Source organism: Pseudomonas sp. CFBP 8771 (genome assembly GCF_014841695.1).
In the GTDB taxonomy this organism is placed as follows: domain Bacteria; phylum Pseudomonadota; class Gammaproteobacteria; order Pseudomonadales; family Pseudomonadaceae; genus Aquipseudomonas; species Aquipseudomonas baltica.
In genome coordinates this window covers 193674-216350 of the sequence record NZ_JACYUJ010000005.1, presented here as the reverse complement: position 1 = coordinate 216350, position 22677 = coordinate 193674, and the positions used below count along the sequence as shown (strand labels likewise).

At 62.6% G+C, this 22677-nt stretch carries 17 protein-coding genes and 1 pseudogene; 12 read left to right on the top strand and 6 right to left on the bottom strand.

What is annotated here, in order from left to right; translation table 11 throughout:
• Window positions 1-155: 155 nt before the first annotated feature.
• Window positions 156-2597: a Lon protease family protein gene (locus IFT80_RS13250; RefSeq protein WP_185795204.1), complete on the bottom strand. Its 2442-nt coding sequence runs from the start codon at window positions 2595-2597 to the stop codon at window positions 156-158.
• 227 nt (window positions 2598-2824) lie between these two features.
• Here IFT80_RS13250 and IFT80_RS13245 point away from each other — a divergent pair, with 227 nt between their 5' ends.
• From IFT80_RS13245 to IFT80_RS13210, 8 genes are all read left to right on the top strand, one after another.
• The gene (locus IFT80_RS13245; RefSeq protein WP_043192793.1) at window positions 2825-3313 is read left to right on the top strand and encodes a DUF3015 domain-containing protein; all 489 of its coding nucleotides are present in this window, start codon (window positions 2825-2827) and stop codon (window positions 3311-3313) included.
• A 69-nt stretch (window positions 3314-3382) separates the two neighbouring features.
• Window positions 3383-5236, top strand: coding sequence for an Lnb N-terminal periplasmic domain-containing protein (locus tag IFT80_RS13240; RefSeq protein WP_192137700.1), 1854 nt, complete (start codon window positions 3383-3385; stop codon window positions 5234-5236).
• 141 nt (window positions 5237-5377) lie between these two features.
• Window positions 5378-6241, top strand: a complete 864-nt coding sequence (locus tag IFT80_RS13235) for a MurR/RpiR family transcriptional regulator (RefSeq protein WP_192058532.1) — start codon at window positions 5378-5380, stop codon at window positions 6239-6241.
• Between the two features lie 26 nt (window positions 6242-6267).
• Complete coding sequence (locus IFT80_RS13230; RefSeq protein WP_192137699.1) at window positions 6268-7026, top strand: transporter substrate-binding domain-containing protein; 759 nt, start codon at window positions 6268-6270, stop codon at window positions 7024-7026.
• Window positions 7027-7076: 50 nt separating this feature from the next.
• Window positions 7077-7793, top strand: a complete 717-nt coding sequence (locus IFT80_RS13225; RefSeq protein ID WP_192054773.1) for an ABC transporter permease — start codon at window positions 7077-7079, stop codon at window positions 7791-7793.
• On the top strand, window positions 7793-8509 hold the full coding sequence (locus tag IFT80_RS13220) for an ABC transporter permease (RefSeq protein ID WP_192054774.1): 717 nt from the start codon (window positions 7793-7795) through the stop codon (window positions 8507-8509). Before IFT80_RS13225 ends, IFT80_RS13220 begins: the two co-directional genes overlap by 1 nt.
• Before the next feature lie 11 nt (window positions 8510-8520).
• The gene (locus tag IFT80_RS13215) at window positions 8521-9762 is read left to right on the top strand and encodes an NAD(P)/FAD-dependent oxidoreductase (protein WP_192137698.1); all 1242 of its coding nucleotides are present in this window, start codon (window positions 8521-8523) and stop codon (window positions 9760-9762) included.
• 178 nt (window positions 9763-9940) lie between these two features.
• The gene (locus IFT80_RS13210) at window positions 9941-10438 is read left to right on the top strand and encodes a GreA/GreB family elongation factor (RefSeq protein WP_122475353.1); all 498 of its coding nucleotides are present in this window, start codon (window positions 9941-9943) and stop codon (window positions 10436-10438) included.
• Between the two features lie 84 nt (window positions 10439-10522).
• Here IFT80_RS13210 and ettA read toward each other — a convergent pair whose 3' ends face one another.
• Complete coding sequence (gene ettA, locus IFT80_RS13205; RefSeq protein ID WP_122475355.1) at window positions 10523-12187, bottom strand: energy-dependent translational throttle protein EttA; 1665 nt, start codon at window positions 12185-12187, stop codon at window positions 10523-10525.
• A gap of 1099 nt (window positions 12188-13286) precedes the next feature.
• Between ettA and IFT80_RS13200 the strand changes: the two are divergent.
• Window positions 13287-15902, top strand: a pseudogene (locus tag IFT80_RS13200) (sensor domain-containing protein); the annotation flags it as partial.
• 231 nt (window positions 15903-16133) lie between these two features.
• On the top strand, window positions 16134-17387 hold the full coding sequence (gene glyA / locus IFT80_RS13195) for a serine hydroxymethyltransferase (RefSeq protein ID WP_192137697.1): 1254 nt from the start codon (window positions 16134-16136) through the stop codon (window positions 17385-17387).
• A gap of 106 nt (window positions 17388-17493) precedes the next feature.
• Here the strand turns inward: glyA and yjiA are convergent, their stop codons facing one another.
• From yjiA to IFT80_RS13180, 3 genes are all read right to left on the bottom strand, one after another.
• Window positions 17494-18453, bottom strand: coding sequence for a GTPase (gene yjiA, locus IFT80_RS13190; protein ID WP_244652414.1), 960 nt, complete (start codon window positions 18451-18453; stop codon window positions 17494-17496).
• A gap of 146 nt (window positions 18454-18599) precedes the next feature.
• Entirely contained in the window at window positions 18600-18797 is a 198-nt protein-coding gene (locus tag IFT80_RS13185; RefSeq protein ID WP_122475360.1) for a YbdD/YjiX family protein, read from the bottom strand.
• An 18-nt stretch (window positions 18798-18815) separates the two neighbouring features.
• Window positions 18816-20882, bottom strand: a complete 2067-nt coding sequence (locus tag IFT80_RS13180; RefSeq protein WP_192137695.1) for a carbon starvation CstA family protein — start codon at window positions 20880-20882, stop codon at window positions 18816-18818.
• A gap of 172 nt (window positions 20883-21054) precedes the next feature.
• On the opposite strand from IFT80_RS13180, the gene IFT80_RS13175 reads away from it, so the two are divergent.
• A complete protein-coding gene (locus tag IFT80_RS13175; protein WP_192137694.1) occupies window positions 21055-21516 on the top strand; it encodes a methyltransferase family protein in 462 nt (153 codons plus the stop codon).
• A gap of 40 nt (window positions 21517-21556) precedes the next feature.
• Window positions 21557-21925 carry a PilZ domain-containing protein gene (locus IFT80_RS13170; protein WP_192058522.1) on the top strand — a complete coding sequence of 123 codons (369 nt, stop codon included), beginning with the start codon at window positions 21557-21559 and terminating at the stop codon, window positions 21923-21925.
• Between the two features lie 51 nt (window positions 21926-21976).
• Here IFT80_RS13170 and IFT80_RS13165 read toward each other — a convergent pair whose 3' ends face one another.
• The gene (locus IFT80_RS13165; RefSeq protein WP_192137693.1) at window positions 21977-22669 is read right to left on the bottom strand and encodes an HAD-IA family hydrolase; all 693 of its coding nucleotides are present in this window, start codon (window positions 22667-22669) and stop codon (window positions 21977-21979) included.
• Window positions 22670-22677: the final 8 nt, after the last annotated feature.

Below are 22677 nucleotides of genomic sequence, written 5' to 3'. Positions count from 1 at the left end.
CCACGGCCATGGCAAAGCACGACGTGCGACGGTGTGTCGCAGCCGCCTGCCGCCTGCAGAGGTCAGTTTTCCGCAAATCGACGGCGCACCCTGGCCGGGTGACGCCGCACGATGCCGCAGAGGGGCCGACCCGTGCTGGGTGGCCCCTCGGACACCTACACCGTTGGCCGGACCTCGACCAGTTCTTCCAGCGCGTGCTCTTTCTCGGCTTCCTTGAGGTCTTCCTCACTGATCATTTCCGCGATGACCCGCAGCCGCTCTACCACGCGGGCATTGATGCTGCCCTCGGGAAACGCGCCGTTCTCGTCGGGTTCACCGGCTGGCTCACCGGCCAGCAGGCTCAATGCCTCGTCCGCCTGGCGCACCGCATAGACATGGAACTTGCCGTCGCGGACCGCCTGCAGGACCTTTTCGTCGAGCATCAAGGTGGCGACGTTGGCCTGCGGAATGATCGCGCCCTGCTCGCCCGTCAGGCCGCGGGCCTCGCACAGGCGGAAGAAACCCTCGATCTTCTCGTTGACCCCGCCCACCGCCTGGACTTCGCCGAACTGGTTGATGGAACCGGTGATCGCGAAGCACTGTTTGAGCGGCATTTTCGAGAGCGCCGAGATCAAGGTGCAGGCCTCGCCCAGCGACGCGCTGTCGCCATCCACGTATCCGTAGGATTGCTCCAGGGCGATGCTGGCGGAAATGGCCAGGGGAAATTCCTGTGCATAGCGACTGCCCAGGTAGCCGGTGAGAATCATCACCCCCTTGGAGTGGATCGGCTGACCCAGGTTGACCTCGCGCTCGATGTCGACGATGCCGCTGCCGCCCGGATACACCGTGGCCGAGATGCGCGCCGGCACACCGAACGCCGAGTCGCCCACTTCCAGCACCGTCAGGCCGTTGCACTTGCCGACCGCAGCGCCGCTGGTGTCGATCAGGATGATGCCCGCCAGCATGTCGTCGAGGATGCGCGCCGAAACCCGGCCGGTGCGCGTGGCCTTGGCCTTGAGCGCGCGCTCGATGTGGCCGGCGTCGGTACGTTCTTCGTTGGCCAGGTGGCGGATGAAGTCCGCCTCGCTGACCAGCTGGAACAAGTCGCCGATACGGGCCGACAGCCGCCCCTGGTTTTCTGCCAGCCGCGCACTGTAGGTGGCTAGGCGCGCGACGGCGTCACCGGTCAACGGCGCCATGCCCTCCTCCGAGGTACGCGTCTTCAGCAGTTGGGCGAACTGCTCCAGGCTCTCGTCGACCATAGGGATGTCTTCGTCGAAGTCCACCAGGACGCGGAACATCTCCTGGAAGTCGGGATCGTGATCCTGCAGCGCGTAGTACAACTGGCGAGCACCGATGATGATGACTTTGACTTGCAGGGGAATCATCTGTGGCGTGAGCGTGACAGTGGCCAACCGACCGAACTCGCCCAGTGGCGATTCCATCTTCAGCTTGCGCGATTGCAAGGCGCGCTTGAGCGCGTCCCAGACGAAGGGCTCGCCCAGCATCTTCTCGGCTTCCAGAATCAGGAAGCCACCGTTGGCCCGGTGCAGGGCGCCGGGGCGCAACTGCTTGTAGGTGGTGTAGAGCGCGCCCTGATCGGTGCTGTATTCGATCCGGCCGAACAGGTTGTCGTAGGTCGGGTGTGGTTCGAACACCACCGGCGCGCCACCGCTCTGGTGATGGCCGACCACCAGGCTGGGGCTGTACTGCTCTTCCAGCAGCTTGCGGGCCTGGGCATCGGCCTTGCTGTCATCGACCAACTGCTCGACCACGGTCTTGAGCAAATTGACCTGAATGGCCTGCAGGTAACCGCACACCGCAGCGTTCTCGGCGTATTTTTCCGACAGCGGCGCGAGCAATGGCTGCAGGGCCAGGGTGATGGTTTCTTCGTTCAGGTGACGCAACTGGTTGCTCGACTCGCGTTTCCACTGCGGCAGGCTGGCCAGCTCCTCGTTGAGGCGCTCTTCCAGATTGGAGATATCGGTATGGAAGCGCTCGCGGTCGACTTCGGGCAACTGGGCGAACTCGGCTTCGTCCAGGGCCTTGCCGTCGAGCATCGGGGTGAAGGCGATGTTGCTGCTGTCGCGGTACAACGCGATGTCTTTTTCCAGCGAGAGTTTTTCGATCACATCCAGTGCGCGGTCGTAACGCTGATTGAAGGCGCGGTCGATGGCGCTCTTGCGCTGCTGGTAGGACGGATGCTCGAACACCGCTGGAAATGTCGCCAGCAGATTGTCGATGAGCCCCCCGATGTCGCCGATGAAGGCACCTGCACTGCCGGGCGGCAGCTCGAGGGCGCGGGGTTCGCGCGGCTCATCGAAGTTGTTCACATAGACCCAGTCGGCCGGGGTCTGCAGGCGCTTGCCCTCGGCTTTCAGGTAGCGTTTGACGAACGAGAAGCGGCCGGTGCCGGGCTCGCCCATGACGAATACGTTGTAGCCGGGGCGTGGCATGGCGACGCCGAACTGCAAGGCCTCGACGGCGCGCTCCTGGCCCAGGACGCCACGGAAGGGTTCCAGGTCGTTGGTGGTGGTGAAGTTGAACTGTTCAGCGGAAAACGGGCGGGTCAGTGCCTCGGGTGCAAGACGCAGGCTGGCAGCTACGGAATCGGGCATCGGGCATCCTTACTTCGGCGGGGCAGATGCGGTCATTCTGGGCGCTTCTGTGGCGGCGGTGCAAGCTGCAGCGGGGCTGGACGCTCAAGGCTGCAAGTTACTCATTTCGTGCGGAACTGCAACGCTTGCCTAAACTCCAAGTTACGCGGCTGGCCAAATAACCGGCCCGTCCTGGATCCCCAGGCACTTAGACCCTCGGTAAGCACATCAAAAAAGAGAACAACGCTATGAAACGGATTCTGCTGGGTACTCTGTTCGCCGCCGTCTCGATCAATGCCATGGCGCAAGCGCCCGGCGGTCCGGATTGCGGTTGGGGCAACATGTTGTTCGAAGGCCAGCGCGGCACTCCGGCGCACTTCCTGGCTTCCACCACCAACGGCACTTCGGGCAACGCCACCTTCGGCATGACCTCGGGCACCAACGGCTGCTCCACCAACGCTGCACTGACCTATGGCGGTAAATCCTGGATTGCCATGAATGGCATGATGGACGAGCTGTCCGAAGACATGGCCAAGGGCCAAGGCGAAGCACTGACCACCTATGCCGTGGTTCTGGGCGTCGCTCCCGAAGACCGTGCCTACTTCCAGTCGGTTACCCACGAGCACTTCCAGCAGATCTTCAGCAGCGCCGACAGCACCGCTGAAGACGTACACAGCAACACCATCGCGGTCCTGAAAAACGATCCACGTCTGGCCAAATACGCCACCCAGGCTTAAGCTCGACCCGCCCGCTCCTTTCGGAGCGGGCATCCCCCCTTTCCGATTTCGCCGAACTAGTTGCCGACAATGCTCAAACGCCTTGCCTTCCTGGCGCTCTGTGTGTGCGCCCCGCTGCATGCCGCTCCGCACCTCGACGCTCAGCGTCTGCAACAGTTGGCCGACGATCCGTACTGGATTTCCGTCGGCCATTACGAGCGTGGCAAGCTCGGCGGCTGGCGCAGCTATGTCGATGACCGCAAATTCTTCCTGGCCGATGATGGCGCGCACCATCCGGATGCCGAGCTGCAGGCCACGTTGAAGGCCATCTATGCACCCGCAGGCACGGGCGATCGCCATGCACAGTGCGTGTTCCCGGCGCGTACCCGCTGGTTGCGCGAGCAGCTTGGGCTCAGCGACCTGCCGACCGTGGACTGCGCCGAGTTCCGCAAGTGGTTCTCGGACGTGGCCCCCCACAGCGCCGTGCTGATATTCCCGGCGGCGTACCTGAACAGCCCCTCGTCGATGTTCGGGCATACCCTGCTGCGCATCGATCAGGCCGATGTGCAAAGCAACAACACTGCGCTGCTCAGCTATGCGATCAACTTCGGCGCCTATGTCGAAGGCGGTGACAACAGCATTCTCTACGCCTGGAAGGGCCTGGCCGGCGGCTATCCTGGCTTGTTCGCCCTGGTGCCCTACCAGGAAAAGCTTTCCGAATACCGCAGCCTGGAAAACCGCGACCTGTGGGAGTACCGGCTCAACCTCACGCCGGAAGAAACCGGGCGCATGGTCGAGCATGTGTGGGAACTCAAGCAGGTGCAGTTCGACTATTTCTTCTTCGATGAAAACTGCTCGTATCGTCTACTCGAACTGCTTCAGGTGGCCAGGCCAGGCCTGGACCTGACCTCACAATTCCCCCTGACCGCCATTCCCACCGACACGGTGAAGGCGGTGAAGGCTGCCGGGCTGGTCGAGAAGATCGACTATCGCGCATCTCGCGAGCGCGAGTTGCTCGAACGCGCCAAGCCGCTGGACAGCAGCGAGCAGCAATGGGTACAGCGGATCGCTGCCGACACGGCGCAGATCGACAGTGAAGGTTTTCAGGCGCTGGGCAGGGAGCGTCAGGCGCTGATCCAGGATGCCGCGTTTCGTCTCGAGCGCTATCGGGCCACCGGCCAGGAGCGCGATCCGGCGAGGACCCAGCGCAGTTTCCAGTTGCTGCGCGCGATCAACCGCAACCCCCCGCCCCCGCTGGACATCGCCCGGCCGGGCTTGCCCGAGGATGGCCATCAGTCACGCACCTGGAGCGCGGGTGTGGGTACCCGCGGTGATACCGCGTTCGCCGAGTACGGGCTGCGCATGGCGTATCACGACCTCAACGACAACGCCGAGGGCTTTCCGCTGGGCGCGCAGATCGAGATCCTGGGCTTGAAAGTGCGCCAGTACGAGGGCAATGACTGGCAATTGCAGCAGCTTGACCTGGCAACGATCCGTTCGCTGACGCCGCGCAACGAGCTGTTGCAACCCCTCTCCTGGCAGGTCACCGGCGGCCTGGAACGGGTGCTGGGCAAGCATGGCGACGAAAACCTGGTGTCCCATGTGAACGGCGGTGCCGGCGGTACGTGGCAGCTTGGCGAGCACCTGCTGGGCTTTGCCCTTGGCACGGCACGGGTGGAACACAACAACGACTTTGCCCAGTTCGTCACGCCGGCGGCGGGTTTCAACAGCGGTGTGCTGTGGAAGAACGACTTGGGCAATTTCAGCCTGGAGGGCAAGGGTGACTACTTCACCAATGGCGAAGTGCGCCGCAGCCTGAGTCTGAATCAGCAGTGGGAAATTTCTCGCAACCTGGGCCTGCGCCTGAGCGCTCAGCGCGAGTTCAGCCATTTGAGCTCGCCGCGCAACGAGGTCATGCTCGAGGTGAAGTGGTACCACTACTGATCGGTCACTGATCGGTCAATGAACGCAGCTGCAACGGCTGCGTTTCTTTTGGCAACAAATGACAGGTATCTGCCATTATTGACACGATGACAGAAAAAGATCAGATTCATTTTCACGCGCTACCTACCCCAAGGCATCCTCATGAGCCAGTCCCTCAAGCAGCGTCTCGAAGCCATCTTGCCAACCGCCTCATCGTCCGCGCGCATGATTGCCAGCTACATGCTGGCCAATACCACGGAATTGCCGTTCCTCACTGCTGCTTCCCTGGCCGCCACGCTGGGTGTCAGCGAATCCAGTGTCGGCCGCTTCTGCCGAGCCATTGGTTACCCGCACCTCAAGGCGCTCAAGGCGGATCTCAAAGAAGACCTGGGGCAGGGACCGTGGCTGATGGGCGACCGCCTGCGCGAATTTCGCCAACAGTCCGGCCCTTCTCGCGGCCTCGATCTGGAGGTGGCGGCACTGATGCGTGTCCATGAATACAGTCAGGGTGAAGCCTGGCAGCAGGTCGCCGAGCGTCTGGCCCGTCGGCCTCGAGTGTTCGTTGCCGGGTTCCAGACCGAACGTGGCATTGCCTGTTCGATGGTTCACCTGATGCAGTACCTGCGCGACGGCGTGCACGGGATCGATGGTGCCAGTGGGCACTATGCCGAGGTGTTGCTGAGCCCACCGCAGCAGACCGCTCTGGTGGTGTTCGAAGCACGACGCTACTCGCGCCACGCGCTGATGCTGTGTCGCAAGGCACGTGAGGCCGGCATTCCGGTCACCCTGGTAACCGACACCTTCTGCGACTGGGCCGAGCAGAACGCCGATGAGGTGTTTCGCGTGCCTACCGAGTTCAACCTGTTCTGGGAGTCCACCTCGGCCATGCTGTCGCTGGTGAATCTTCTGGTCAACGAAGTGTGCAAGCGGCTCGGACCGGACGTCGAAAAGCGCCTGGAAGCCACCGCAGCACTTCACCACGAGTTCGTGGGCTACACGTCACTGACCACGGGCGGACAACACTAGCTGACCCACCACCACCGAGGTGCAACATGAAACGGAGCATTCGTTTTGCAGGGGTACTGGCAGTTCTGCTGGCAGGCGTGAACAACGCCACTGCCCAAGACCTGAAAATCGCCACGGAAGGCGCCTATCCACCCTTCAACTATATGGATTCCAACAACAAGCCCCAGGGCTTCGACGTCGATATCGCGATGGCGCTGTGCGACAAGATGCAGGCGCGCTGCACGATCGTGGCCCAGGATTGGGACGGCATCATTCCTGCGCTGCTGGCGCGCAAGTACGATGCCGTCGTGGCGTCGATGATCGATACCGAAGAGCGACGCAAGAAAATCAGCTTCACCAATCACTACTACAAGACCCCCTTGTCGGTAGCCGTGGGCAAGCAGTCGAAGCTCGATGACGCGCAGTCCACGTTCAAGGGCCTGGTGGTGGGCGCGCAGTCCTCCTCCACCCAGTCGATTCATGCCGAAGACGTCTACGGCAAGGCTGGCGCCGAGGTAAAACTCTACCCTACCGCCGATGCGGCCAATGCCGACCTTGCGGCCGGCCGTCTGGATGTGGTGATCGGCGACAAGTTTCCCCTGCAGGAATGGCTCAAGAAATCAGGCGCGGCGTGCTGCCGCATGCTCGGTGACGTCGATGGCACCACGGCCAATGCGGCGATAGCCGTACGCCAGGACGACGACTCGTTACGCCTGCGCCTGAACAAGGCGCTGGATGAGATCGTTGCCGACGGTACCTACCAGAAGATCGCCAGCCGGTATTTCGACTTCGATATCTACAACTGATCGACCGGGCGTGGCGGCGCCTCTGATCGGGCGTCGCCGGAGATAAAAGCATGCTCGAACACCTTGCTTTGTTGTCCCTGGCCGAGGGCGGCTGGGGCCTTGCTTTGCTGGCAGGCGCCCTGATGACCCTGGCCTTGGCGCTTGCCTGTCTACCGATCGGTGTGCCGCTGGGGCTGGCCCTGGCACTCGCCGAGCGCTCGCGATATCGGCTCCTGCGCAGCTTTGCAACGCTGTTCGGCACGGTGTTCCGCGGCCTTCCAGAACTGCTGACGCTACTGATCATCTACTACGGTTGCCAGATCGCCATGCAGAAGCTGCTGAGCGCGGCTGGCCACCCCCAAGCCGTCTCGATCAACGCCTTTGCGGCAGCCATGGTCGCGTTCGGCCTGGTGTTCGCCGCATTCTCGGCCCAGGTCTGGCTGGCGGCATTCAAGACCATCGGCAAAGGCCAGTATGAAGGCGCAGCCGCGCTGGGGCTGAGCCGTCGGATAACGTTCATGCGGGTACTCTTGCCGCAGCTGACCCGGGTCGCCCTGCCTGGGCTGTCCAACAATTGGCTGTCGCTGCTCAAGGACACTTCGCTGGTATCCACCATTTCCCTGGTCGACCTGATGCGCCAGACCAACCTGGCGGTCAGTGCTACCAAGGAGCCGCTGTTCTTCTATGGCGTAGCCTGCCTGGTCTACCTCCTGTTCAGTGCGCTGAGCGGCAGAGCGCTGGCGTTTCTGGAGCGCTACTACAGCCGCCATCTGCGGAGTGTGCGCTGATGATTCTCCAGGACATTGCCTACTTCTTCGTCGACCCCGACCTGCTTCAGCGCTATGGCTGGCGCATGCTGGCGGGGCTGTGGGTGACCGCCAAGCTGGTCGCCATTGCCTTTACCCTGGGGATGCTGCTCGCCACGGTGCTGGCCCTTGGCAGACTGTCGAGCAACCCGCTGCTACGCCATGCCAGTGGTTTCTACATCTATTGCCTGCGCGGCTCGCCGTTGCTGGCGCAGTTGTTCCTGCTGTATTACGGCCTGGGTTCGTTTCGCGAGTTCTGGCAGGACGTCGGCTTGTGGTGGCTGTTTCGCGATGCCTGGTATTGCACCTTGCTGGCCTTCACCCTCAATACGGCCGCCTACCAGGCGGAAATCCTGCGCGGCAGCTTCATAGCCATCGGCCAGGGCCAGCGCGAAGCTGCTCGGGCGCTGGGGCTCAGGCCGTGGGTAACGTTCGTGAAGATCATCATGCCGCAGTCGCTGATGGTCGCCATCGGGCCATTGGGCAATGAACTGATCCTGATGATCAAGGCCAGTGCCATTGCCTCGTTGGTCACCCTGTATGACTTGATGGGGGTGACCAAATTGGGTTTCTCGCGCAGTTTCGATTTCCAGATCTACCTCTGGGCCGCGGTGCTTTACCTGCTGATCGTCGAAACGCTGCGCCGCGTACTGCGGCGCCTCGACGCTCGGCTCAGTCGCCATCTGCACGACCACTGAGGAGCGAAGCCATGCAATGTGAAACGCTGGTACTGGGTGCCGGCATCGTTGGTGTTTGCAGTGCACTGCACTTGCAGGCTCTGGGACGTGAGGTGGTACTGGTCGACCGTGCAGCGCCTGGCAGCGGCACCAGCTACGGCAATGCTGGCTTGATCGAACGCTCCAGCATCGTGCCCTATGCGTTTCCGCGTGACCTGCGGCGATTGATGCTCTACGCCCTCAATCAGCAGCCCGACGTGCGCTACGACTGGCGCTACCTGCCACAGGTTGCGCCCTGGTTGTGGAAGTACTGGCAGGCATCTTCCAAACGCAACCTGCAGCGTGCAGCCGAAGCGATGTTGCCACTGGTGCAACGCTGCGTGGAGGAACACTGCGCACTGGCTGCAGCATCCGGCCAGCAAGGATTGATTCGCGATACTGGCTGGATCGAGATCTACCGCAGCCACAAGGCCTTCGCCAGAGCCCAGGCGGATGCCGCACAGCTGCACGTTCATCATTTGCGCTACAGCTTGCTCGACGCTGGGCAATTACAGGCCGTCGAGCCCAGTCTCGGCCAGGGCGCTGCCGGTGCCGTGCACTGGCATGACCCCATGACCGTGCAGGACCCGGGCGCCCTGGCCCTGGGCTACACCGCGCTGTTCATGCAGCGCGGCGGGCGCTTCATGGATGCCGATGCATTGACGCTGCGCCAGCAGGGCAATCACTGGCAGCTCGAGACGGCGGCGGGCACGCTGCACGCGCGCGAAGTCGTGGTGGCCCTGGGACCACAGAGCAATCGGTTGCTGTCACCCTTGGGCTATCGCATTCCCCTGCAAAGCAAGCGCGGCTACCACATGCACTACCAGACCGCTGCGGGCGCAACCCTCAACCACCCCGTCTGCGACCCGCTGGGAGGGTTCGTGCTGGCGCCGATGAACCAGGGCTTGCGTCTGACGACCGGGATCGAGTTCGCTGCCGAAGATGCCCCCGCCAATGATATCCAGCTGCTGCGCTGCGAAGCGCTGGCCAGGCGCTTCTACCCACTGGGCGAACGCCTCGACGTCAAGCCCTGGCTGGGCCGCCGCCCGTGCCTGCCGGACATGCGCCCGGTGATAGGTCCGGCAGGTCGACACCCCGGGTTGTGGCTCAATTTTGGCCATGCCCACCACGGTTTGACGCTGGGTCCTGTCTGTGGCCGGCTGTTGGCGCAGATGATGGCCGGCGCGGCGACCTTTACCGATCCTGCGCCGTACAGCCCCGCTCGATTCAACTGAGCCGGCTGGAGACGGCTTATGCAACTCTGATGCGGTTTTGCGGCCCAATCTTCTACAAGCATCCGTTCTTGTAGGAGTAGGGCTTGACCGCGATCCTCGTACAGCCTCTCGGTTGGCACATCTCGGCTCCCCTACAGCAAGCTGGGCGAGTTGTACCGCCCCTCAAGGGAGGAAGACCATGAGCCGCGCATTCGTGAATGAAGACCAGGCCGCCGAACAGGCGAGCCAACCCGTGGAGCGACTGATCAGTACGCAGCCCAACTACGTGACCGCCAGTGGCCTGGCCCAGTTGCAGGCGCGAGTCGCTGAAGTGCAGATACTGCAGGCCGAGCAGATGGCAATGGGTGAGCGTGCCGACCGTCAGCGTGTGGCCGACCTGAGCCGGGACATGCGCTACTACCAGCACCGCCTGCAACATGCCCAAGTGGTGGCACCGGTCACGTCCACCGCCAAGGTGCAGATCGGCAGCTGGGTGACTTTTGCCGATGACCAGGGCGCCGAGCAGCGCGTGTGTCTGGTCGGCGAAGACCAGGCAGACGCCGGTGTTGGCTTGATCAACTGGGCGTCGCCGCTGGGTCGCGCACTACTGGGCGCGGAAGTCGGTGAAGAACGCGTATGGCGTAGGCCTGCGGGTGACCTGACCGTGGAAGTCACGGGCATCCAGACAGGCCCCTGAGTGATACGCCGGCTCTGTTGGCCAGCCGATATCCATTCACCAAGCAAAAAAATGGGGCCCTGCAAAGAGGGCCCCATTTTTCATTCACGCCAGCTTCTTGTGGCGAACCCGGTGCGGCTGGGCGGCCGCTTCACCCAGGCGTTTCTTGCGATCGGCTTCGTACTCGGTGTAGTTGCCTTCGAAGAACACGGCCTGGGAGTCGTCCTCGTAGGCCAAGATGTGCGTGGCCACGCGGTCGAGGAACCAGCGATCGTGAGAGATCACGATGGCCGCGCCGGGGAAGTCCAGCAGGGCCTCTTCGAGCGAACGCAGGGTTTCCACGTCGAGGTCGTTGGACGGTTCGTCGAGCAGCAGGACGTTACCGCCCTCCTTCAGCGTCAGCGCCAGGTGCAGGCGACCGCGTTCACCACCAGAGAGGTCCTTGACGAACTTCTGCTGGTCGCCGCCCTTGAAGTTGAAGCGGCCTACGTAGGTGCGTGACGGAATTTCGTAGTTGCCGATGCGGATATTGTCCGAACCGTCGGAGACCTGCTGGAACACGGTCTTGCTGCCGTCCAGGTCGTCGCGGCTTTGATCCACGCACGCCAGCTGCACGGTTTCGCCCACTTCGATGCTGCCCGAATCCGGCTGTTCCTTGCCCATGAGCATGCGGAACAGGGTGGATTTACCGGCACCGTTGCCGCCAATCACGCCGACGATGGCGCCTTTGGGCATGGCGAACGACAGGTTGTCGATCAGCACGCGGTCGCCGTAGCCCTTGGTGACGTTCTTGAATTCGATGACCTTGTCACCCAGGCGCGGACCGGCCGGAATGTAGATTTCGTTGGTTTCCGAACGCTTCTGGAATTCCTGCGACTGCATTTCCTCGAAGCGCTGCAGGCGGGCCTTGGATTTCGACTGGCGGGCCTTGGCGCCTTTGCGCACCCACTCCAGTTCTTCTTTCATGGCTTTTTCGTGGGCCGACTGCTGCTTGGATTCGGCCGCCAGGCGATCGGACTTGGCTTCGAGCCAGCCCGAGTAGTTGCCTTCGTACGGAATGCCGGCGCCGCGGTCGAGCTCCAGGATCCAGCCGGCGACGTTGTCGAGGAAGTAACGGTCGTGGGTGATCGCAACCACGGTGCCGGGGAAGTCGTGCAGGAAGTGCTCCAGCCAGGCGACGGAGTCGGCATCCAGGTGGTTGGTCGGTTCGTCGAGCAGCAGCATGTCGGGGGCCGAAAGCAGCAGGCGGCACAGGGCCACGCGGCGTTTCTCACCACCGGACAGGTGCTCGATCTTGGCATCCCAGGCCGGCAGGCGCAGAGCGTCGGCAGCGACCTCCAGTTGCCGTTCCAGGTTATGGCCGTCGCTGGCCTGGAGGATGGACTCGAGCTTGGCCTGTTCGGCGGCCAGCTTGTCGAAGTCGGCGTCCGGTTCGGCATAGGCGGCGTAGACCTCGTCCAGGCGGGCCTGGGCGTCCTTGATCACGCTGACCGCTTCCTCGACCACTTCGCGCACGGTCTTGGTCGGGTCGAGCTGTGGTTCCTGAGGCAGGTAGCCAACGTTGAGCTCGGGCATCGGGCGGGCTTCGCCGTCGAATTCCTTGTCGACACCAGCCATGATCTTCAGCAAGGTGGATTTGCCCGAGCCGTTCAGGCCGAGCACGCCGATCTTGGCGCCGGGGAAAAAGGACAGCGAAATGTTCTTGAGGATTTCCCGCTTCGGCGGAACGACTTTGCTCAGCCGATGCATGGTGTAGACGTATTGAGCCATGGAATGAACCTGGATAAAGAAGGTGCGAGATAGAGGATGGAAGCTTGGGCCCCCGCAAGGTGTTCAAAGCTACCGGAATGCGGGAGTCAGGGCAAACCAGGGCGCGCCCGGTGACGCGGTGTGTCAGGCGCAGCACGGTGGTTTTACGCTGCGCTAGCCGGCCTTGGGCGCTAGCGCTTATAGTGCGAGGTGTAACACGCATGATTCACGTGCCCTCTGGTGGGGCCCGCGCCTATGCCTGCCCCCGACTGTCATATCGCAGGATTTCAGTTTGACCAATTTCAATCAGCCGTCCTCCTTGCGCCCGCCTGTCCAAGGGTCAGGTACGCCGCTGCACGGTTCGTTGAAAGGCGCGCTGGCATTCGTGGTTTTGATGTTGCTGATGCTGTTGTTCTGGCAGCTGCTCGACCAGTTCCAGCGCACCCAGGCCGACCAGCGCCAGCACAGCATCGACTACAGCGCGGACCTGGCCGATCACGTCAACCTGAACATGGCGCTCAATGCGCAGATCGCGCTGAACCAGTTGCTCACGACTCAGCCCTTCCCCAGCGCGCGGGAACGGGCCGAAACGCTCACTCGCGTCCGCCGCTCGGTGCCGGAACTGCAAAGCCTGGCCTGGCTCAGCGGCGATGCCCGAGTCATCGCCGACACCCTGCCGGACGCCACTGACGCGCCGTTCATTGCCCTGCTGACAGGTCGCCTGGATGGCGACAGCCACTACTACACCAACAACACAGCCGCAGACCTGGTCTATCTGCTGATCCGCCAGCCTGGCGAAAACACCAACGGCTATTGGCTGCTGCGCATGAGCCCGACCGTCATCAGCCGCCTCATCCACCAGGTCGAGCGCGAGGAGAACCCCAGCTGGGTCCTGGAAAATCACGCGAACAAGCACATCATCGGCCGCGCCGGCCCAGCCCCGCTCACCGCCTCGGAACTGAGCGCCACCGAGCTTGCGCAGAGTGTACTGGTGACCCCGCTGAGCCATAGCGACTGGCAACTGCGCAGCCTGTTCGACGCCAGACAGGCGCGCCTGGCGCTCTTGCCGCCGCTGGTGGGCAAATGCCTGCTGGGCCTTCTGGTGTCGCTGGTGCCATTGCTCGCGCTGCTGGGCATGCGCCGCCGCCAGCGCGAGCTCAACGAAGAGCGTCGCCGCTATCAGGACATCTTCGAAGGCGCCGGAGTGGCGCTGTGCGTGCTCGACCTGTCGGGCGTCCTGGCGTTCTTCGAGCGGGTCGGGCTCAACGGGCACACCGACTCTGCACAGTGGCTGCAGGACAACCCGACCAAGCGCCTCGACCTGCTGCAGGCACTGCGCATCACCGAAGTGAACCAGGTTGCCTTGCGGGTGCTGCAGGTGGACACCGGCGAACAGGCGTGGCGCAAGCTCATCGAAGGCGGCTCGGCCACCGGCATCGGCCACCGTCTGATCGCTGCGCTGCTGGAGCGCCAACAGCAATTGGAACAGGAAATCCGCCTGGTCAACCAGCAGGGCCAGGACCAGTACCTGTGGCTGACCGTGCGCTTTCCCGAGCGCCCGGAGGACTACCGTGCGGTCATTCTCAGCATCACCGACATCACCAGCCACAGGACGGCGAGCGAATCGCTGCGCCAGAGCGAAAAGCGCCACCGCATGCTCGCCGAGAGCATCAGCGACGTGATCTTCTCGACCAACAACCGCTTGGAACTGAACTACGTCAGCCCTTCGGTGCAGAGCGTGCTGGGCTACGAGGCAGACTGGGTGCTGGAGCACGGTTGGCAGGGCATGCTGGCCAATCCCACACAGATGACGGGGATCAATGCGCTGCTGACGCAGGTCCGTCGGGCGTTGCATGTGCCGGCCGAGCTGGCCGCGCTGCGCAGCGACCTCAAGACCCAGGTCTTCATGTTCGACTGCATGCGCAACGATGGCCGCAAGATTCCCATCGAGCTGCGCCTGGTGTTGATCTGGGACACCCACGGGGCTCTGGAAGGCATGCTGGGCGTAGGGCGCGACGTCAGCCAGCAGCGCCGAGCAGAGAAGGACCTGCGCATGGCTGCCACGGTGTTCGAACATTCGACGTCGGCGATTCTCATCACCGACCCGGCGGGCTATATCGTCCAGGCCAACGAAGCCTTCAGCCGCGTCAGCGGTTATGCCGTGGCCCAGGTGCTGGACCAACTGCCCAACATGCTGACCGTGGATGACCAGCAGGAAGCCCACCTGCGCTATGTGCTCAAGCAACTGCAACTGCGCGGCACCTGGGAAGGCGAAGTCTGGCTCAAGCGGCGCAATGGCGAGCACTACCCGGCCTGGGTCGGCATCACCGCGGTGCTCGATGACGAAGGCGATCTGGCCAGCTACGTGTGCTTCTTCAGCGACATCAGCGAGCGCAAGGCCAGCGAACAGCGTATTCATCGCCTGGCCTACTACGATGCCCTGACCCACCTGCCCAACCGCACGCTGTTTCAGGACCGCCTGTACAACGCCCTGCAGCAGGCCGAACGCCAGCAGTCGTGGGTGGTGCTGATGTTCCTCGACCTTGACCGCTTCAAGCCGATCAACGATTCGCTCGGCCACGCCGCCGGCGACCGCATGCTCAAGGACATGGCCACGCGCCTGCTGGGTTGCGTCGACGACGATGACACCGTGGCGCGCATGGGCGGCGACGAATTCACCCTGCTGCTGCAACCCCGCGCGACCCGTGAGCTGGCCTTGAACCAGGCCATCCATGTGGCGGAGCAGATTCTCGGCAGCCTGGTCAAACCGTTCGTGCTCGAAGGCCGCGAGTTCTTCGTCACGGCGAGCGTGGGCATTGCCTTGAGCCCCCAGGATGGCGGCGAGCTCAGCCAATTGATGAAGAACGCCGACACCGCGATGTACCACGCCAAGGAGCGCGGCAAGAACAATTTCCAGTTCTATCAGGCCGACATGAACGCTACGGCGCTGGAACGTCTGGAGCTGGAAAGCGACTTGCGCCATGCCCTGGAGCAAGAAGAATTCGTGCTGTACTACCAGCCGCAGTTCAGCGGCGACGGCAAGCGTCTGACCGGTGCCGAGGCGCTGTTGCGCTGGAACCATCCACGGCGCGGCCTGGTGCCGCCTGGCGAGTTCATTCCGGTGCTCGAGGAGCTCGGCCTGGTGGTGGACGTGGGCGATTGGGTGCTGGCCGAGGCGTGTCGTCAGCTCAAGGCCTGGCATCTGGCCAAGGTGCGGGTGCCCAAGGTGTCGGTGAACATCTCCGCGCGGCAGTTCGCCGACGGCCAGCTGGGCAATCGGATTGCCCGAATGCTGGAACGTATCGGCCTGCCACCGGCGTGCCTGGAGCTCGAACTGACCGAGAGCATCCTGATGCGCGAGGTCAACGAGGCCATGGTGATCCTCGATATCTTGAAGAACCTCGGCCTGAGCATCGCCATCGACGATTTCGGTACTGGCTACTCGTCGCTCAACTACCTCAAGCAATTCCCCATCGACGTGCTGAAGATCGACCGCACCTTCGTCGACGGTCTGCCCTCCGGCGAACAGGATGCGCAGATCGCCCGGGCCATCATTGCCATGGCGCACAGCCTCAATCTGTCGGTGATCGCCGAAGGCGTGGAGACCCACGAGCAGCTGGAGTTTCTGCGCGAGCATGGCTGCGACGAGGTTCAGGGCTACCTGTTCGGCCGGCCGATGCAGGCTCATCGCTTCGAGTCGCAGTTCAGTAACGACGCGCTGTTCCTGTTTCAGTGACCCTCGCTTGTGGGAGCGGTCAGTGGCCGCGAAGGGCGCCCTGCGGTAGATCAGTGGAACCGCGGCGTGGCTTTCGCGGCCAATGACCGCTCCTACGGGGTGCCGGGGTGCCGGGGTGCCGGTGGACATGAGGCCCGCTTGTTCACGCAGTGACTGCCTTTCATATGCCAGATAAAAGCCTATGGGGTAGAATGCTCGCCTTTCCCAACATCCCGATCCTTGAGGACCGCCATGTTCAGCCGTAGCCAGACACTCGCCAAGTACGATGCCGATCTCTTTGCCGCCATGGAGCAAGAAGCCCTGCGTCAGGAAGAGCACATCGAGCTGATCGCCTCGGAAAACTACACCAGCCCCGCTGTCATGGAAGCCCAGGGCTCGGTGCTGACCAACAAGTACGCCGAAGGCTATCCAGGCAAGCGTTACTACGGAGGCTGCGAGTACGTCGACGTGGTCGAGCAGCTGGCCATCGATCGCGCCAAGGAACTGTTCGGCGCCGACTACGCCAACGTCCAGCCGCATGCCGGCTCTCAGGCCAACAGCGCGGTGTACCTGGCTCTGCTGCAGGCAGGCGACACCATCCTGGGCATGAGCCTGGCCCACGGCGGTCACCTGACCCACGGCGCCAGCGTTTCGTCGTCGGGCAAGTTGTACAACGCCGTTCAGTACGGTATCGATGCCCAAGGCCTGATCGACTACGACGAAGTCGAGCGCCTGGCCGTCGAGCACAAGCCGAAGATGATCGTGGCCGGTTTCTCCGCCTACTCGCAGATCCTCGACTTCCCACGCTTCCGTGAGATCGCCGACAAGGTCGGTGCCTATCTGTTCGTCGATATGGCCCACGTGGCAGGCCTGGTCGCCGCTGGCGTGTACCCGAACCCGGTGCCGTTCGCCGACGTGGTCACCACCACCACCCACAAGACCCTGCGCGGTCCACGTGGTGGTTTGATCCTGGCGCGTGCCAACGCCGAGATCGAGAAGAAGCTCAACTCGGCAGTCTTCCCGGGCGCCCAGGGTGGCCCGCTGGAGCACGTCATCGCTGCCAAGGCCGTGTGTTTCAAGGAAGCGCTGCAGCCTGAATTCAAGACCTACCAGCAACAGGTCGTGAAGAACGCCAAGGCAATGGCCAAGGTGTTCATCGACCGTGGTTTCGACGTGGTGTCCGGTGGTACCGAGAACCATCTGTTCCTGCTGTCGCTGATCAAGCAGGACATTTCCGGCAAAGACGCTGATGCCGCGCTGGGCAAGGCATTCATCACCGTCAACAAGAACTCGGTGCCGAATGACCCACGCTCGCCGTTCGTCACCTCGGGCCTGCGCTTCGGTACGCCTGCAGTGACCACTCGCGGTTTCAAGGAGGCCGAGTGCCAGGAGCTGGCCGGCTGGATCTGCGACATTCTGGCCGACCTGAACAACGACGCGGTGATCGATGCCGTGCGCGAAAAGGTCAAGGCCATCTGCGCGAAGCTGCCGGTGTATGCCGACTGATAGCTGTGCCTTGATATGAAAAAGCCCGGCTCATTGAGTCGGGCTTTTTTATGTATCAGGGCCGGCCTTATCGCGGGCAGAGCCCGCGATAAGGCCGGCACAGGCTTTAGAGGGTTTCGAATCCGGCGCGGATCTTGGCTTCGGGTAGATCATCGGCGATGAACACCATCACGCTTTCGCGTACCTCCCCCTTGGCCCATTCGGTGTCCCAGTCGAAGCCGTAGAGTTTCAGCACGCCCTGGAACACCAGGCGTCGATCTTCCCCAGCGATATTCAAAACGCCCTTGTAGCGCAGCAGTTGCTTGCCGTGCTCTTCAAGCAGTTCATTCATGAAAGTACTGAGCCGATCGATGTCCAGCGGCTTGTCGGTGCGCAGCACCAGGCTGGCAATGCGGTCGACGCTGGGACCCTGGTTGACCGGGCGCAACGCCAGGCCTGCATTGAGATTGAAGCCCCGCACATCGAGCAGTTCTGCCAGGTCGATACGCCCATGTTCGACCACTCGGATCGGTGCCCGACGGTTGATGCGGGTCAGGCGCTCGCTCAGTTCCTCCAGCACCGTCGGTGGCACCAGATCGGTCTTGCTGATCAACAGGCGATCGGCGAACCCGACCTGCGCCTGGGCGATGGTCTGGGCCAGATGAATGCCGGCATGGGCAGCGTCGACCAAGGTCAGGATGCCATCCAGGATGTAGCGCTCGCGCAGCTCTTCATCGATGAAAAAGGTCTGCGCGACGGGCGCTGGGTCGGCCAGGCCAGTGCACTCGATGACCAGTCGATCGAAGGCGATCTCGCCACTGTCCAGGCGTTCGAGCAACAGGTACAGCGCCTTGGTCAGGTCGGTGTGGATGGTGCAGCAGACGCAGCCGTTGGCCAGCGTCATGATTTGCACCGGCTCGTCGCCCAGCAGCTGGGTGTCGATGCCGGCGTCACTGAATTCGTTCTCGATCACGGCGATCTTCAAGCCATGTTCGGCCTTGAGCATGTGGCGCAGCAAGGTGGTCTTGCCGGCGCCGAGAAAGCCGCTGAGGATGGTGACGGGAATCGGGGGTGCGGCTTCGGACAAGTTTGTTGGCTCCGGAATCATTTAAATGCAAATGGCCTCTTCGCGGCCACTGGCCGCTCCTACAGGGATAATCGATCACTTGTAGGAGCGGCCAGTGGCCGCGAAAGGGCCGTCACTCACGACACATCTCTACGAGATGGCATGCCTCAACAACACTTGGGCCCACCCTTGCCGCCGTACCTGGCCTCCTGGCGTTCGCGGAAGAACGCCTGGTAATCCATCATCGGCTTGTCCGGGTGCTTGGTCTGCATGTGTTCGACATAGTTGTCGTAGTCCGGCATGCCCACCATCAGGCGTGCCGCCTGGCCCAGGTATTTTCCCAACTTGCTCAAGTCATTGAACATGGCGGCAGCCCTCGATCATCACGCATTGGGGAACGGCTGGAACGGTGCTTCCTTGTCGGTACGTTCCTTCTTGCCCCAGGCGGCGACGCCGACCTTCAAGGCGAAGAACAGGATGCTGAAGACCACCAGCAGGAACAGTACGGTCAGGGTTGCGTTGGTGTAGGCATTGAAGATTACGTGTTGCATCTGCTCGACGCTCTTGGCCGGTGCAATGACCTGGCCCTGGGCCAACGCGTCGCTGTACTTCTTGGCCAGCGCGAGGAAGCCGACTGCGGGGTTGGCGTCGAACAGCTTGATGAAGCCTGCGGTCGTGGTGCAGATCAGCAACCATACGGCGGGCAGCATGGTGACCCAGATATAGCGCTGACGCTTCATCTTGATCAGCACGACGGTGGCGAGCATCAGGGCAATACCGGCCAGCATCTGGTTGGAGATGCCGAACAGCGGCCACAGGGTATTGATACCACCCAGCGGATCGATCACGCCCTGGTACAGCAACCAGCCCCACAGGGCCACGCAACCGGCAGTGGCGATGACGTTGGCGGTCCACGACTCGGTGCGTTTGAGCGCCGGGACGAACGAGCCGAGCAGGTCTTGCAGCATGAAGCGTCCGGCACGGGTACCGGCGTCCACGGCGGTCAGGATGAACAACGCCTCGAACAGGATTGCGAAGTGGTACCAGAAAGCCATGGTGTTTTCACCCGGCAGCACCGAGTGCAGGATCTGCGCGATACCCACGGCCAGGGTCGGTGCACCGCCGGCACGCACCAGGATGGTGGTTTCGCCGATGTCATGGGCCACCGCCTGCAGCGCTTCCGGGGTAATGGCAAAGCCCCAGCTGCTGACCGCCGTTGCCACTGCGACCACATCGGTACCGACCACTGCGGCCGGGCTGTTCATGGCGAAGTACACGCCCGGTTCGATGACCGAAGCGGCAACCATGGCCATGATCGCCACGAACGATTCCATCAACATGGCACCGTAGCCGATGTAGCGGGCGTTGGTTTCGTTGTCCAGCAGCTTGGGCGTGGTGCCCGAGGAAATCAGCGCATGGAAACCGGACACCGCGCCGCAGGCGATGGTGATGAACAGGAACGGGAACAGACCGCCCTTCCATACCGGGCCGGTGCCGTCGGTGAACTGGGTCAGTGCGGGCATCTTCAGTTCAGGCATGGTCACCAGGATGCCGATGGCCAGGGCGATGATGGTACCGATCTTGAGGAAGGTGGAGAGGTAGTCGCGCGGTGCCAGGATCAGCCACACAGGCAGCACGGCAGCGACAAAGCCATAGCCCACCAACATCCAGGTGATCTGAATGCCGGTGAAGGTGAAGGCCTTGGCCCAGACCGGGTCGGCCGCCACCTGGCCCCCCAGCCAGATCGAGAGCAACAGCAGAAACACGCCGATGATGGAGATTTCACCGATGCGGCCCGGGCGGATGTAGCGCATGTACACGCCCATGAACATGGCGATCGGGATAGTGGCCATGACCGTGAAGATGCCCCACGGGCTTTCGGCAAGTGCCTTGACCACGATCAGCGCCAGCACCGCGAGGATGATGATCATGATCAGGAAGCAACCGAACAGGGCGATGGTGCCGGGGATGCGGCCCATTTCCTCGCGCACCATGTCGCCCAGCGAGCGGCCGTTGCGGCGGGTGGACAGGAACAGCACCATGAAATCCTGCACGGCGCCGGCCAGGACCACGCCTGCAATCAGCCACAGCGTGCCGGGCAGATAGCCCATCTGCGCGGCCAGCACCGGCCCGACCAGAGGGCCAGCACCGGCAATGGCTGCGAAGTGGTGGCCGAAGAGAATGTGCTTGTTGGTCGGTACGTAGTCCAGACCGTCGTTGTTGAGCACCGCGGGCGTGGCCCGGCGCGAGTCCAGCTGCATGACGTGGTTGGCGATGAACAGGCTGTAGTAGCGGTAGGCGACCAGGTAGATGGCCACCGCCGCGACGACGATCCATAACGCATTGATTGCTTCACCGCGGCGAAGTGCAACGACGCCCAGGGCACAGGCACCAATGATCGCCACGATCAGCCACGGAACGTGGCGGAACGCACTGCTATTATTCTTCATATTATTGTTTCCAGCTCAGTGGATGAGTGTCAGCCTTATCGAGTCTAGCGATTTTTTGCTCGATGGCCATCCCCACGTTGGTCTAGAGCGGTGCGGCGCGTGAGGCAGGGACGAATCGGAACACCTGCAGCCTGTGTGGGTCGCACTTAAGGTGTCCAAAGCGAGTTGACCCATGCCCAAGCCACCTGCCCAAGCCGTCCTGCCGCCACCGTTGCTGTATCTGGCGTTCATCGCGGTGGCCATGGCCCTGAGCTATGCGCTGCCCATTGCGTTGCCGGTCAACAGCTGGACCGCCGCCACGGCGGCGGCCTTGATCATCCTCGGCCAGAGCCTCTCCTTCTGGGCCATGCTGCGTTTCAAGCGCCAACACACGGCAACCAGCAATTTCGACGCCCCCCACCGATTGCTGCGCGACGGGCCGTTCGCGCTGTCGCGCAACCCGATCAATCTGGGTGACACCCTTGCCTATGTCGCGCTGTCGTTGCTGATGGGCAGCCTGTGGCCGTGGCTGTTGCTGCCGGTGTTGTTGTACCTGATGAACTGGCTGGTGATCAGGCCTGACGAAATCCAGCTGGAAGGGCTGTTTGGCGAGACTTATCGCCAGTATTGTCGACGGGTTCGCCGCTGGCTTTGAGTCACTGCGCTATAGTCCAGCAAAACTGGAGAACCCGATCATGACGCAAACCCATACCGAACGCCGGCGCTTCAAGCGCATCGCCTTCGATGCCAAGACCGAACTGCGCCAAGGCACCGAGCGCTGGCCGGTGAAGCTGCTCGATCTGTCATTGAAGGGACTGTTGATCGAAAAGCCGTCGCCCTGGCTGGGTGATGCCAGCCAACCCTTCAATGTGGATGTGAAGCTGGGGCCGCAGGAAGATGTGGTGATGGAGGTCAAGCTGGCCCATGACGATCATGGGCAGCTGGGTTTCGTGTGCACCCATATTGGCCTGGATTCGATCAGCCATCTGCGTCGCTTGATCGAACTCAACCTGGGCGACCCCGAGGAGCTGGAGCGGGAGCTGGGGGCTTTGTTGGAGGTTTGAGGACGGCGGCGAGACCTTCGCGGCCGATGACCGCGCCTACGGCGAGTATTACTACACCAAGTGAGCCGGCAGCCCCCACCGGGCGGGGTCGAAGCCCAGCAGGCTTTGCAGGCGATCGTCGGCGTGGTGATAGCGTTCTGGCGCCATGGCGGCATCCGGCACGGCCACGGCGAACATGCCGGCAGCCTTGGCGGCGGTGACGCCGAAGGGCGAATCCTCGAACACCAGACAATCCTTGGGCTCCACCCCCAGACGCCTGGCCGCGACCAGGAAAATATCCGGCGCAGGCTTGGCCGCACCCACCTCAGGGTCATCGGCAGTGACAACCGTGTCGAACAGCGCAAACCACTCCTGATGCAGGGTGGTTTTCATCGCAAAGTGCCCGCGAGACGAACTGGTACCTACGGCGATCGGAATGTTGTGCGCCTTCAAATGCCGCACCAGCGCCTCGGCACCGGCCATGGCCTGCGCGTGGGGAAAGCGCTCGGCCATCAGCGGCGCACGCGCTTCGATGAATTCAGCGGGCGTCAGCGGCAGGCCCAATGTCTCGACGATATAGGTCGACAGGTCAGTGGCACCCAGGCCGATGGTGTTCTGCTTGATACTCCAGTCGAAGACCTTGCCGTAACGCTCGGCAATCATCTGCGTGACTTCGGTGTAGATGCCTTCGGTGTTCAGCAGCAAGCCATCCATGTCGAAGATGACAGCCTTGACGGGGCCCATGCCCGGCACTGCAGTATTCATAGGGCGCG

Coding starts and splice junctions, on each gene's coding strand:
- IFT80_RS13170 (WP_192058522.1), top strand. CDS start 21,557: ATGACGCAAACCCATACCGAACGCCGGCGCTTCAAGCGCATCGCCTTC.
- IFT80_RS13250 (WP_185795204.1), bottom strand. CDS start 2,597: ATGCCCGATTCCGTAGCTGCCAGCCTGCGTCTTGCACCCGAGGCACTG.
- IFT80_RS13245 (WP_043192793.1), top strand. CDS start 2,825: ATGAAACGGATTCTGCTGGGTACTCTGTTCGCCGCCGTCTCGATCAAT.
- IFT80_RS13235 (WP_192058532.1), top strand. CDS start 5,378: ATGAGCCAGTCCCTCAAGCAGCGTCTCGAAGCCATCTTGCCAACCGCC.
- IFT80_RS13210 (WP_122475353.1), top strand. CDS start 9,941: ATGAGCCGCGCATTCGTGAATGAAGACCAGGCCGCCGAACAGGCGAGC.
- IFT80_RS13165 (WP_192137693.1), bottom strand. CDS start 22,669: ATGAATACTGCAGTGCCGGGCATGGGCCCCGTCAAGGCTGTCATCTTC.
- IFT80_RS13225 (WP_192054773.1), top strand. CDS start 7,077: ATGCTCGAACACCTTGCTTTGTTGTCCCTGGCCGAGGGCGGCTGGGGC.
- glyA (WP_192137697.1), top strand. CDS start 16,134: ATGTTCAGCCGTAGCCAGACACTCGCCAAGTACGATGCCGATCTCTTT.
- IFT80_RS13230 (WP_192137699.1), top strand. CDS start 6,268: ATGAAACGGAGCATTCGTTTTGCAGGGGTACTGGCAGTTCTGCTGGCA.
- IFT80_RS13175 (WP_192137694.1), top strand. CDS start 21,055: ATGCCCAAGCCACCTGCCCAAGCCGTCCTGCCGCCACCGTTGCTGTAT.
- IFT80_RS13180 (WP_192137695.1), bottom strand. CDS start 20,882: ATGAAGAATAATAGCAGTGCGTTCCGCCACGTTCCGTGGCTGATCGTG.
- IFT80_RS13240 (WP_192137700.1), top strand. CDS start 3,383: ATGCTCAAACGCCTTGCCTTCCTGGCGCTCTGTGTGTGCGCCCCGCTG.
- IFT80_RS13185 (WP_122475360.1), bottom strand. CDS start 18,797: ATGTTCAATGACTTGAGCAAGTTGGGAAAATACCTGGGCCAGGCGGCA.
- ettA (WP_122475355.1), bottom strand. CDS start 12,187: ATGGCTCAATACGTCTACACCATGCATCGGCTGAGCAAAGTCGTTCCG.
- IFT80_RS13220 (WP_192054774.1), top strand. CDS start 7,793: ATGATTCTCCAGGACATTGCCTACTTCTTCGTCGACCCCGACCTGCTT.
- IFT80_RS13215 (WP_192137698.1), top strand. CDS start 8,521: ATGCAATGTGAAACGCTGGTACTGGGTGCCGGCATCGTTGGTGTTTGC.